Below are 12,971 nucleotides of genomic sequence, written 5' to 3'. Positions count from 1 at the left end.
AAAGAGATAATGAAGATCTTAATCTATAGAGGTATGTGCATACATTATTATAGTTGGAGGGAAAGAATAAATGGCTGCAAAATGGGAAAAATTAGAAGGTAACGTAGGCGTTTTAACAATCGAAGTTGATGCTAAAGAAGTAAACAACTCTATCGACGCTGCGTTCAAAAAAGTAGTAAAAACAATCAACGTACCAGGTTTCCGTAAAGGAAAAATGCCTCGTCCGTTATTCGAACAACGCTTTGGTGTTGAATCTTTATACCAAGATGCTTTAGATATCATCTTACCAAAAGCATACGGTGAAGCAATCGATGAAGCTGGTATCTTCCCAGTTGCTCATCCTGAAATCGACATTGAGAAGTTCGAAAAAAATGCTAACCTTATCTTCACTGCAAAAGTTACAGTGAAACCTGAAGTTAAATTAGGTGAGTACAAAGGTTTAGCAGTAGAAAAAGTTGAAACAACTGTAACTGACGAAGATGTAGAGAACGAATTAAAATCTTTACAAGAGCGTCAAGCTGAGCTAGTTGTTAAAGAAGAAGGAACTGTTGAAAACGGTGATACAGCTGTAATCGACTTCGAAGGTTTCGTTGATGGCGAAGCATTTGAAGGCGGAAAAGGCGAAAACTACTCTCTAGCAATCGGTTCTGGTACATTCATCCCAGGTTTCGAAGAGCAATTAATTGGTCTTAAATCTGGTGAGTCTAAAGACGTTGAAGTATCATTCCCAGAAGAGTACCATGCTGCTGAATTAGCTGGCAAACCAGCAACATTCAAAGTAACAGTTCACGAAATCAAAACAAAAGAACTTCCTGAGTTAAACGACGAGTTCGCTAAAGAAGCTGACGAAGCGGTTGCAACTCTTGATGAATTAAAAGCAAAACTTCGCACAAACTTAGAAGAAGGCAAAAAGCATGAAGCTGAGCACAAAGTACGTGACGAAGTAGTAGAATTAGCTGCTGCTAACGCTGAAATCGACATTCCAGAAGCTATGATCGACACTGAGTTAGATCGTATGGTTCGTGAATTCGAGCAACGTTTAAGCCAACAAGGTATGAACCTTGAGCTTTACTACCAATTCACAGGTACTGATGCTGACAAGTTAAAAGAGCAAATGAAAGAAGACGCTCAAAAACGCGTAAGAATCAACCTTGTTCTTGAAGCTATCATTGAAGCTGAAAACATCGAAGTTACTGAAGAAGAAGTAACTGCAGAAGTTGAAAAAATGGCTGAAATGTACGGTATGCCAGTAGACGCTATCAAGCAAGCTCTTGGAAGCGTAGACGCTTTAGCTGAAGATCTTAAAGTTCGTAAAGCTGTAGACTTCTTAGTAGAAAACGCTGCATAATAAAATAACAAGGCGCGATTTTAATCGTGCCTTGTTTTATAAATATAGAAATATATTTATAAAACTTTTCGATGAAGAAGGAAAACTTCCTTAATAAGTCGAATATACATATTTCAAAAGTTTTAAAAACTTTTTATTTGTACATAACTAGTCATATTATTTGTATTTCTCGCCACGTAGTGACATAATATGTATTTACATACGATACATTTATCGTGTACATACGAAGGCAAGAGGTTAGCACTTTGTAAGGGGTGTGAAAATATGTTTAAATTTAATGATGAAAAAGGGCAATTAAAATGTTCTTTCTGTGGTAAAACACAAACGCAAGTCCGAAAGTTAGTTGCAGGTCCAGGTGTTTACATTTGTGACGAGTGTATCGAACTTTGTACTGAAATTGTACAAGAGGAGCTTGCGAAAGATGAAGAAGTAGAATTCAAAGATGTACCGAAACCGGTAGAAATTCGTGAAATTTTAGATGAGTATGTCATCGGACAAGATAACGCGAAAAAAGCACTAGCGGTAGCGGTATATAACCATTACAAACGCATTAATTCTAACAGCAAAATTGATGATGTAGAATTAGCGAAGAGTAATATCGCACTTATCGGGCCAACAGGTAGTGGTAAAACATTACTGGCACAAACGTTAGCGCGTATTTTAAATGTTCCATTTGCAATCGCGGACGCAACATCTTTAACTGAAGCTGGGTACGTTGGGGAAGATGTAGAAAACATCTTACTTAAATTAATCCAAGCAGCTGATTATGATGTAGAGAAAGCGGAAAAAGGAATCATTTATATTGATGAGATTGATAAAGTGGCACGTAAGTCCGAAAATCCATCAATTACACGTGATGTATCTGGTGAAGGTGTGCAGCAGGCACTTCTGAAAATTTTAGAAGGTACTGTAGCAAGCGTTCCACCTCAAGGTGGCCGTAAGCATCCGCATCAAGAGTTTATTCAAATTGATACAACGAATATCTTATTCATCTGTGGTGGAGCGTTTGATGGCATCGAGCCAATTATTAAACGTCGTCTTGGTGAAAAAGTAATTGGATTTGGTTCTGAGAAGAAAAATGCTGATGTAAATGAGAAGCATGTTTTATCTCACGTATTACCAGAGGATCTTTTAAGATTTGGTTTAATTCCAGAGTTTATCGGTCGTCTTCCAGTTATTGCGAACCTAGAGCCGCTTGATGAAGATGCTCTTGTTGATATTTTAACGAAACCGAAAAATGCACTTGTTAAGCAATTCCAAAAACTATTGGAGCTTGACGATGTTGAGTTAGAGTTTGAAGAAGGCGCACTAATTGAGATTGCGAAAAAAGCAATTGAACGTAAAACAGGTGCTCGTGGACTTCGTTCTATTATTGAAGGCTTAATGCTTGAGGTAATGTTCGAGCTACCATCTCGCAAAGATATCGAGAAGTGTATTCTTACAAAAGAAACAGTAGCTGATAATGCAGCACCAAAATTGGTGTTACAAGACGGTACTGTACTTGATACAAAAACATCTGCATAATGCGAAGGAGAAACAGCAATTTTTATAATTGCTGTTTTTCTTTATGTTTAGCTATGTTCCTCCGCGGAAATACTAAGAGATAAAACATTGCGGGAGGAAATAAATGATGAGCTGGACAAATATATTTTTACTTGTTCAACTTGTTTTTGGTGTAATTGTCGGATTGTATTTTTGGCATTTACTTCGAAATCAGCGAACACAAAAAGTTTCAATTGATCGAGAATCGAAAAAAGAATTAGAACAGCTTCGTAAAATGCGCGAGATTTCTTTAACAGAGCCGCTTGCGGAAAAGGTGCGTCCTACATCCTTTTTAGATATTGTAGGGCAAGAGGACGGGATTAAGTCGTTAAAAGCGGCTCTTTGTGGTCCAAACCCGCAACATGTGATTATATATGGTCCGCCAGGTGTCGGAAAGACAGCGGCAGCGCGTCTCGTATTAGAAGAAGCAAAACGAAATCCAAAATCTCCATTTCGCACAAATGCAACATTTATTGAACTGGATGCGACGACAGCTCGGTTTGATGAACGTGGTATTGCAGACCCTTTAATTGGTTCGGTGCATGATCCAATTTATCAAGGTGCTGGTGCGATGGGGCAAGCAGGTATTCCGCAACCGAAAAAAGGTGCGGTAACAGATGCTCACGGTGGTATTTTGTTTATTGATGAGATAGGTGAACTACATCCTATTCAAATGAACAAAATGTTAAAGGTGCTAGAAGATCGAAAAGTGTTTTTGGAAAGTGCATACTATAGTGAAGAAAATACGATGATTCCAACGTATATACATGATATTTTTCAAAAAGGTTTACCAGCCGATTTTCGCTTAGTTGGGGCGACGACACGTTCGCCAGATGAGATACCTCCTGCTATTCGGTCGCGCTGTTTAGAAGTGTTCTTCCGTGAGTTAGATACAGAAGAAATTCAAAAAGTAGCGAAGAATGCGGCTGAAAAAGTGGAAATGCAAATCGGTGAAAATGGTATTGAAATGATTGGAATGTATGCGAGAAATGGGCGAGAAGCGATTAATCTTGTACAAATTTCTGCTGGAATGGCAATAAATGAAGAACGTCCTTTCATTAAAGATGAAGATATAGAGTGGGTTGTTCACTCTAGTCAGCTCACACCGAAGTATGAAAAACGCATTTACCCTATTCCGAGAATCGGTCTTGTAAATGGACTTGCTGTATACGGACCAAATACAGGTGCGTTATTAGAAATTGAAGTAACAGCAATCAAGGCGAAAGATAAAGGATCGGTAAATGTTACCGGAATTGTTGAAGAGGAAAGTATTGGTAGTCAAACGAAATCCATTCGTCGTAAAAGTATGGCGAAAGGTTCTGTAGATAATGTATTAACAGTGCTTCGATCTCTAGATGTATTGCCAGAAGGGTACGATATACATATTAATTTTCCAGGTGGTATCCCGATTGATGGGCCTTCGGCGGGAATTGCTATGGCAACAGGTGTGTATTCAGCAGTGCATCATACGTATGTGAATAATGAAGTAGCGATGACTGGTGAGATAAGTATACACGGGGAAGTGAAACCTATCGGTGGTGTGTACGCAAAAATAAAAGCTGCGAAAAAGGCAGGAGCTAAGAAAGTTATCATTCCTGCTGAAAACATGCAACCATTTTTGTATACAATAAAAGGAATTGAAATTATTCCTGTTCGGAAGTTGAAGGAAGTATTTGAGCTAACGTTTATACAGGAAAATATACATCGAGAGCTTGATGTACATACTACGATAGACGAAACAGATGCACAATCAATGTGAGAATGAACGATAATAGTATTTGCTAGACTTCGTTTAAGTTTGTATGCTTAAGCGGAGTCTTTTTTCTTTTATAAGGGAGAAAAAACGAGGGATTTACAGTTGCGGAGAATCTCTGCAATTGCATCTAGATGTATTGTAATATAAAATAGTTGAACAGGAGTTTAATTTATTATGGAGGTGCTATGTCTAGTATGAATACGAATGAAAGAATCGTGCCCCTCCTACCATTAAGAGGCGTTCTCGTATATCCAACGATGGTTCTGCATCTTGATGTAGGACGTGATAAATCGATACAAGCACTAGAGCAGGCGGCAATGGATGAAAATATCATCTTTTTAGCAATGCAAAAAGAAATGAATATCGATGATCCGAAAGAAGATGACATATATAGTGTAGGTACAGTGGCGAAAGTGAAGCAAATGTTAAAATTGCCGAACGGTACGCTTCGTGTCCTTGTAGAAGGTTTACATAGAGCAGAAGTAGTAGAGTTTATCGAAGAAGAAAATGTAGTGCAAGTTTCTATTAAAACGATAACGGAAGAAGTGGAAGCTGATTTAGAAGAGAAAGCTCTTATGCGCACATTACTGGAGCATTTCGAACAATATATTAAAGTTTCGAAAAAAGTTTCAAATGAAACATTTGCAACGGTAGCTGATGTAGAAGAGCCAGGAAGATTAGCGGATTTAATTGCTTCTCACTTGCCAATTAAAACGAAGCAGAAACAAGAGATTTTAGAAATCATATCTGTGAAAGAACGATTACATACACTTATTTCAATTATTCAAGATGAACAAGAATTACTTAGTTTAGAAAAGAAAATTGGACAAAAAGTGAAACGTTCAATGGAGCGCACGCAAAAAGAATATTTTTTACGTGAGCAAATGAAGGCGATTCAAACTGAACTTGGCGATAAAGAAGGTAAGGGCGGGGAAGTTGAAGAACTTCGTGAGAAAATTGAACAGTCAGGAATGCCTGAAGAAACAATGAAGGCTGCGCTGAAAGAATTAGATCGTTATGAAAAGTTACCAGCAAGTTCTGCGGAGAGCGGTGTTATTCGCAATTATATGGATTGGTTATTAGCACTTCCGTGGACAGAGGCAACAGAAGATATGATTGATCTTGCTCATTCTGAAGAGATTTTAAACAAAGATCATTACGGTCTTGAGAAAGTGAAAGAGCGCGTACTTGAATATTTAGCGGTACAGAAGTTAACGAATTCATTAAAAGGGCCTATCCTTTGTTTAGTAGGACCACCTGGGGTCGGAAAAACTTCGTTAGCGCGTTCTATTGCAACATCATTAAATCGTAATTTTGTCCGTGTATCCCTTGGTGGTGTGCGTGATGAATCTGAAATTCGTGGTCACCGTCGTACGTACGTTGGAGCAATGCCAGGACGCATTATTCAAGGTATGAAAAAGGCGAAATCAGTTAATCCAGTCTTTTTATTAGATGAGATTGATAAAATGTCTAACGATTTCCGTGGAGATCCATCAGCCGCATTACTTGAAGTGTTAGATCCAGAACAAAACCATAACTTCAGTGATCATTACATTGAAGAACCATATGATTTATCCAAGGTTATGTTTGTGGCAACTGCAAATACACTTTCCAGTATTCCAGGCCCATTACTTGATCGTATGGAAATTATTTCGATTGCTGGCTATACAGAGCTTGAAAAAGTTCACATTGCTCGTGAACATTTATTGCCGAAACAATTACAAGAGCATGGTTTACGAAAAGGTAATTTACAAGTACGTGATGAAGCGCTTCTTGAAATTATCCGCTATTATACACGTGAGGCTGGTGTTCGTACACTAGAGCGCCAAATTGCAAAAGTTTGTCGTAAAGCAGCAAAGATTATCGTTACAGCAGAACGTAAGCGTATTGTAGTAACAGAGAAAAACGTTGTTGATTTACTTGGTAAGCACATATTCCGTTATGGGCAAGCTGAAAAAACAGACCAAGTTGGTATGGCGACAGGTTTAGCATATACGGCAGCAGGTGGCGATACACTGGCGATTGAAGTGTCTGTAGCGCCAGGTAAAGGGAAATTAATTTTAACAGGGAAACTTGGGGATGTTATGAAAGAATCCGCACAAGCAGCGTTTAGCTATATTCGTTCTCGTGCAGAAGAGCTTCAGATTGATCCTGATTTCCATGAGAAAAATGATATTCATATTCATGTTCCAGAAGGAGCAGTTCCAAAGGATGGACCGTCAGCAGGTATTACGATGGCAACGGCACTTATTTCTGCGCTAACAGGTATTCCTGTAAGTAAAGAAGTGGGGATGACAGGTGAAATTACACTTCGTGGTCGTGTATTACCGATTGGTGGTTTAAAAGAAAAAACATTAAGTGCTCACCGCGCAGGTTTAACAAAGATTATTTTACCAGCGGAAAATGAGAAAGATTTAGATGATATTCCAGAGAGCGTAAAAGAAAACCTTACGTTTGTGCTTGCATCTCATTTAGATGAAGTATTGGAGCACGCATTAGTAGGAGTGAAACAATGAAAGTAACAAAAGCAGACATTGTAATTAGTGCTGTTAAACCAGAACAATATCCAGACGGTGACTTACCAGAAATTGCATTAGCAGGTCGTTCAAATGTCGGGAAGTCTTCCTTTATTAATAAAATTTTAAATCGTAAAAAGTTAGTACGTATTTCTTCTAAACCAGGAAAAACACAAACATTAAACTTCTTCTTAATTAATGAGATGATGCACTTTGTGGACGTTCCAGGTTACGGATATGCGAAAGTATCTAAAACAGAGCGCGCGGCTTGGGGTAAAATGATTGAAACGTATTTTACAACACGTGAGCAATTAGATGCAGCTGTATTAGTAGTTGATTTACGTCACAAACCAACAAATGATGATGTAATGATGTATGATTTCTTAAAGCATTATGACATTCCAACCATTATTATTGCAACGAAAGCCGATAAGATTCCGAAAGGGAAATGGCAAAAGCATTTAAAAGTTGTAAAAGAAACGCTTGATATTGAAAGTGGCGATGAAGTCGTTCTATTCTCTTCTGAAACAGGACTTGGGAAAGAAGAAGCATGGAAAGCAATTCATAAATTTACAAAAACAAAAAACGCGTGACGAATGTCGCGCGTTTTTTTCTTTATACACTTTTAGCGTACGTTTAATGTAACCTCAATATTTCCTCGTGTTGCTTTCGAATAAGGACATACGCCGTGAGCGGCTTCTACAAGTTCTTGTGCTTCGCTATGTGAAACGCCAGCGACATGTACATCAAGTACAGCAGATAGGCCGAAACCACCATCTGTATCTTTTCCGATAGAAACGTGAGCAGTTACTTCTGTACTTTCTACTTTTACACGTTTCGTACGAATGACAAGTTGTAATGCACTATCAAAACAAGCAGCGTAACCAGCAGCAAATAGTTGTTCTGGATTTGTTGCCTCTCCGCCTGCACCACCTAGTGCTTTCGGCATTTTCACATCAAGATTTAATATGCCATCATCTGATACTACTTTTCCATTTCTTCCACCTGTAGCAGTTACTGAAGCAGTATATAATTTATCCATGTTTATTCCCCTTTTCTATCATTAATTGTTTTCATTGTTTCAATTAGTTTATTTAATTGAATTAATAAAGAACGATATTCTTGTTCTGTAATTCCTAAATTTGTTGCCATCGTTGTCGGCAATGAACAAGCCTTATCTTGTAAATCTTTTCCTTGTTCTGTTAATTCAATACACACTTTTCGCTCATCTTCTTTGGAACGAACGCGTTTTACAAGGTTTAATGATTCCATTCGTTTTAACATAGGTGTTAACGTACCGGAATCTAAAAATAGACGTTCTCCAATTTCTTTTACTGTTAGTCCATCTTGCTCCCATAGTACGAGTAAAGTAATGTACTGTGGATACGTAATGCCCATTTCTTCTAAATATGGTCGGTAAAAGCGTGTAACCTCTCTAGAACAAGCATAAATAGAAAAACAAAGTTGATTATCTAGATGCAAAGAATCTTCTGTCATGAATGACTCCTTTCTAATTAAGTTGTGCACAATTTAATCTTGTAAAATCAATATAACGAAAAAGAAATACAATGTCAAATACATTGTATTGAGAAAGTTTGTGCTACAATTTGGAACAATCATACATATTTTCCTTCATGATGAAAGAAGATAGGAAAGATGATGTTATAATTTATATGGAATAGTTTCCATCACTTGATTATGAGGGCTTTTTTTGGTAACGTACAAATAGAGTTATTAATTTATAATCATTATAAAGTAGAAAAATTTTATTCATTTTACTGAATCTCCTTTCTTACATATGGAGAATAAATAAAAAAATAATCGGTTGTTCACACGATTGTCAGATTCATAAGAGGAAAGTTGTATTATGATAGTAGATAAAGTGATAAAACGGGTGAAGGGGGACATGCTGCGTGCATATTCTTGTTGTTAGTGTAAATTATCGAACAGCCCCTGTAGAATTTCGTGAGAAACTCACATTTCAGGCAGCAGAGCTAGAGCAAGCAATGACTACATTACAAAATCAAAAGAGCGTGTTAGAGAATGTCATTGTATCAACTTGTAATCGCACTGAGGTTTATGCTGTTGTCGATCAATTACACACGGGACGGTATTATATTAAGAAGTTTTTAGCTGATTGGTTTCAGTTTGAAATAGAAGAAGTCGCACCATATTTAACTATTTTTGAACAAGATGGTGCAATCGATCATTTATTCCGCGTAACGTGCGGTTTAGATTCTATGGTAGTTGGAGAGACGCAAATTTTAGGTCAAATAAAAGATAGCTTTTTAGAAGCGCAACAAGTAAAAGCAACAGGGACAATTTTTAATGAATTGTTTAAGCAAGTTATTACATTGGCGAAACGTGCTCACTCAGAAACGACAATTGGTGAAAGTGCGATGTCTGTTAGTTATGCTGCTGTTGAGCTTGGGAAGAAAATATTTGGCGAGTTAACAGATTGTCACGTACTTATTCTTGGTGCTGGTAAAATGGGTGAACTTGCACTACAAAACTTATATGGAAGTGGTGCTCGTAAAGTAACAGTCATGAATAGAACGCTTTCAAAAGCAGAAATAATGGCTGAGAAATATATGGGACACGCAAAATCTTTAAGTGAATTACAATGTGCATTATTAGAAGCTGATATTTTAATTAGTTCAACTGGTGCATCGGATTATGTCATTACGAAAGAGATGATGACAAAGGTAGAGAAAATGCGCTCTGGTCGTCCATTATTTATGGTTGATATTGCAGTGCCGCGTGATATTGATCCAGCAATTGATGAGCTAGAAGGTTCTTTCTTGTATGACATTGATGATTTGCAAGGAGTAGTGGAAGCGAACCGTGCTGAACGTTTAAAAGAAGCAGAGAAAATTCAATTTATGATTGAAGAGGAAATTGTTGTATTTAAAACGTGGTTAAGTACACTTGGTGTCGTTCCGTTAATATCAGCTCTTCGTGATAAGGCACTTGCTATTCAAAGTGAAACGATGGAAAGTTTGGAACGAAAAATACCAACTCTTAGTGATCGTGAGAGAAAAGTAATTAGTAAGCATACGAAAAGTATTATTAATCAATTATTAAAAGACCCAATTCTAGTAGCGAAAGAAATAGCTGCTGAAGAGGGAGCAGACGAAAAATTAGCGTTATTTGCAAAGATTTTCGATTTAGAAATGGAAGACGTAGAGAGTCGTGCGGAAGAAGTAGAACATAAAAGAGCGTGGACACCATCCGTTCCATCTTTATAATTTGGAAGGATGATCGGATGAGTTTTTTAAATAACAGTATTATTTATCATATTGCAATTATTTTATATGCTTGTAGCATTAGTTTATATTTTATAGATTATTTCCAAAGTAACCGAAAGGCGAACCGATTTGCTTTTTGGTTACTTTCGATTGTATGGATTCTGCATTCTATTTTTATGTTGCTTAGAGCTACAGATTCAGAAACGAACCCCCTTTTAACCTTATTATCAGGCATTTATTTTTATGTTTGGCTATTGATTACGATGTCGTTAGTCATTAATCGATTTATGAGAATCGATTTTTTAGTCTTTTTTACAAATGTTGTTGCATTTGGCGTAAGCGCTTTTTCTATTTTTACGCCGCTTGGAAAGATGTCGCCGGTACTTGCAGAGCAATTAGTTTCGGAGCTTGTATATGTACATGTCGGTATGGCTATTATTTCTTATGCAACTTTTACTGTATCGTTCATTTTTTCTATTATGTATTTATTGCAATATCGCCTATTAAAAAAGAAAAAATGGAATGCGAGATTAAGAAGGTTAGGGAATTTACCGAAGCTAGAATCGATGTCTTACGGATTAAATTTATTTTCTGTTCCATTTTTCTTACTAGCTATTTTATTAGGATGCATATGGGGATATACAAAATTGGACAATTTCCATTGGTATGATACGAAAGTAATCGGGTCTTTTGTCGTTCTATTTGTATATTGTGCTGGCCTATATTTACGCGCGGCAGATGTGTTGCAAGGGAAGAAAATCGTGCAGTGGAACATCGGAGCATTTCTCGTAATGCTAATTAATATTTTTCTATTAAGCAGTTTATCCAACTTCCACTTTTGGTATTTATAATGAGGAGAGAAAATTATGCGCAAAATTATTGTAGGGTCACGAAAGAGTAAATTAGCATTAACGCAAACAAATTGGTTTATTGATCAGTTAAAAGCGCTAGGTTTACCATATGAATTTGAAGTGAAAGAAATCGTCACAAAAGGCGATGTAATTTTAGATGTTACTCTTTCAAAAGTAGGTGGCAAAGGCTTGTTTGTGAAAGAGATTGAACATGCGCTACTTACGAAAGAAATTGATATGGCTGTACATAGTATGAAAGATATGCCGGCCGTACTTCCAGAAGGATTAATGATTGGTTGTACACCAAAGCGTGTTGACCCTCGTGATGCTTTTATCTCAAAAAACGGAGCGTCGTTTAAAGAGTTAGCAGAAGGCGCTATTTTAGGTACGAGTAGTTTAAGACGTAGTGCACAGTTACTCGCTGCGAGACCAGACTTACAAGTGAAGTGGATTCGCGGAAATATCGATACACGTTTACGCAAATTAAAAGAAGAAGATTACGATGCAATTATTTTAGCGACAGCGGGATTACAAAGAATGGGCTGGGATAATGAAGTTATTACAGAACATTTAGATGAGACGTTATGTGTACCTGCTGTAGGACAAGGTGCATTAGCGATTGAGTGTCGTGAGGATGATAAAGATTTACTGCAGTTGTTAGCTCATATGAATGATGGAGTAACAGAAAAAACAGTGGCAGCAGAACGCGTATTTCTTCATAAACTTGAAGGGGGATGCCAAGTTCCGATCGCTGGATATGCAACTCTTACAGAAAACGATGCAATCGAATTAACAGCTCTTGTCGGGTCTATGGACGGTTCTGTTTTATTGAAAGAGACAGTAGTAGGAACTGATCCAGAGAAAGTAGGATTAGAGGCTGCGGACCGTTTAATTAACCAAGGCGCAAAAGAACTCATTCTTGCTGCAAATAAGGGGCAACAATAAGTATGAACGCTCTCGCTGGCAAAACGGTATTGGTTACGCGTGCCCAGCATCAAGCAAAACAAATGAGTGTAGCGGTGAAAGAAAAGGGCGGAATTCCATTGGAAATTCCGCTTTTGCGTATGGAAGGTATGTCTCATAGGCAAATTCAACATATAGCAGGGCAGTTACATTCGTATGACTGGGTTATTTTTACGAGTAAAAATGGGGTAGCTTTTTTTCTAGATCGTTTGAGACAGAAGCTACCTGTAACGACTAAAATTGCTGCAGTAGGTGTGAAAACAAAGTTAGAGTTAGAAAAGCGAGGCTATCGAGTGGATTTTGTTCCAACTTCATTTGTTGCAGAAGTATTTGCAGAAGAGTTTGTAAAAAGATTAAGTGGAAACGAACGTATTTTATTTCCGAAAGGGAATTTAGCAAGAGACGTAATTCCAGTTGCGCTTCGTGAAATGGGTGTTTCTCTAGATGAGCTTATCGTATATGGTACGAAAGAAAATGTAGAGAAAAAGCAAGAGCTTATAGAAGCGTTGAAGTTAGGGAAAGTAGACATTATTACATTTACGAGCCCTTCCACTGTTACTAGTTTTGTTCGTTTACTTGAGGATACAAACTGGAGAGAATGGACAAAAAAATGTACAATTGCTTGTATAGGGCCTATTACGGAAAAAGAGGCGAGCCTTTATTTTCCGCATATTATTATGCCGAAAGAGTACACTGTAGAAGCATTACTACAATGTGTTTGTGAATCTATAAAATAAAAGAATGGGG

General features: G+C 37.5%; 11 protein-coding genes. 9 read left to right on the top strand and 2 right to left on the bottom strand.

The window, feature by feature from the left end; genetic code table 11:
* Positions 1-70: 70 nt before the first annotated feature.
* From tig to ysxC, 5 genes are all read left to right on the top strand, one after another.
* Complete coding sequence (gene tig, locus MR070_RS03720) at positions 71-1,348, top strand: trigger factor (protein ID WP_000729258.1); 1,278 nt, start codon at positions 71-73, stop codon at positions 1,346-1,348.
* Between the two features lie 264 nt (positions 1,349-1,612).
* Positions 1,613-2,872 carry an ATP-dependent protease ATP-binding subunit ClpX gene (gene clpX, locus MR070_RS03715; RefSeq protein ID WP_000472282.1) on the top strand — a complete coding sequence of 420 codons (1,260 nt, stop codon included), beginning with the start codon at positions 1,613-1,615 and terminating at the stop codon, positions 2,870-2,872.
* A gap of 106 nt (positions 2,873-2,978) precedes the next feature.
* Positions 2,979-4,649 (top strand): ATP-dependent protease LonB, encoded by a 1,671-nt coding sequence (gene lonB, locus MR070_RS03710; RefSeq protein ID WP_014481760.1) that lies wholly within the window; start codon positions 2,979-2,981, stop codon positions 4,647-4,649.
* 182 nt (positions 4,650-4,831) lie between these two features.
* Positions 4,832-7,162 carry an endopeptidase La gene (gene lon, locus MR070_RS03705; RefSeq protein WP_000097297.1) on the top strand — a complete coding sequence of 777 codons (2,331 nt, stop codon included), beginning with the start codon at positions 4,832-4,834 and terminating at the stop codon, positions 7,160-7,162.
* Positions 7,159-7,755, top strand: a complete 597-nt coding sequence (gene ysxC, locus MR070_RS03700; protein WP_000869113.1) for a ribosome biogenesis GTP-binding protein YsxC — start codon at positions 7,159-7,161, stop codon at positions 7,753-7,755. The genes lon and ysxC overlap by 4 nt, the downstream gene beginning before the upstream one ends.
* A 32-nt stretch (positions 7,756-7,787) precedes the next feature.
* Here ysxC and MR070_RS03695 read toward each other — a convergent pair whose 3' ends face one another.
* Together MR070_RS03695 and MR070_RS03690 are read right to left on the bottom strand one after the other, a co-directional pair.
* Positions 7,788-8,204 (bottom strand): organic hydroperoxide resistance protein, encoded by a 417-nt coding sequence (locus MR070_RS03695; RefSeq protein WP_000359781.1) that lies wholly within the window; start codon positions 8,202-8,204, stop codon positions 7,788-7,790.
* Between the two features lie 2 nt (positions 8,205-8,206).
* On the bottom strand, positions 8,207-8,659 hold the full coding sequence (locus MR070_RS03690) for a MarR family winged helix-turn-helix transcriptional regulator (protein ID WP_000133920.1): 453 nt from the start codon (positions 8,657-8,659) through the stop codon (positions 8,207-8,209).
* 416 nt (positions 8,660-9,075) lie between these two features.
* On the opposite strand from MR070_RS03690, the gene hemA reads away from it, so the two are divergent.
* Genes hemA through hemD form a run of 4 tightly spaced genes read left to right on the top strand, consistent with a single transcriptional unit; the run spans position 9,076 to position 12,961 of the window.
* Positions 9,076-10,410 carry a glutamyl-tRNA reductase gene (hemA, locus tag MR070_RS03685; protein WP_242260552.1) on the top strand — a complete coding sequence of 445 codons (1,335 nt, stop codon included), beginning with the start codon at positions 9,076-9,078 and terminating at the stop codon, positions 10,408-10,410.
* Positions 10,411-10,427: 17 nt separating this feature from the next.
* Positions 10,428-11,261 carry a cytochrome C assembly family protein gene (locus MR070_RS03680; protein ID WP_242260551.1) on the top strand — a complete coding sequence of 278 codons (834 nt, stop codon included), beginning with the start codon at positions 10,428-10,430 and terminating at the stop codon, positions 11,259-11,261.
* Positions 11,262-11,276: 15 nt separating this feature from the next.
* Entirely contained in the window at positions 11,277-12,206 is a 930-nt protein-coding gene (hemC, locus tag MR070_RS03675) for a hydroxymethylbilane synthase (RefSeq protein ID WP_001226412.1), read from the top strand.
* Positions 12,207-12,208: 2 nt separating this feature from the next.
* Positions 12,209-12,961 (top strand): uroporphyrinogen-III synthase, encoded by a 753-nt coding sequence (gene hemD / locus MR070_RS03670; RefSeq protein ID WP_242260549.1) that lies wholly within the window; start codon positions 12,209-12,211, stop codon positions 12,959-12,961.
* Positions 12,962-12,971: the final 10 nt, after the last annotated feature.

This window comes from Bacillus cereus group sp. BfR-BA-01453 (assembly GCF_022662915.1).
GTDB classification, from domain to species: domain Bacteria; phylum Bacillota; class Bacilli; order Bacillales; family Bacillaceae_G; genus Bacillus_A; species Bacillus_A paranthracis.
The sequence above is the reverse complement of the archived record's forward strand: the minus strand, read 5'-3'. Positions and strand labels throughout refer to the sequence as shown.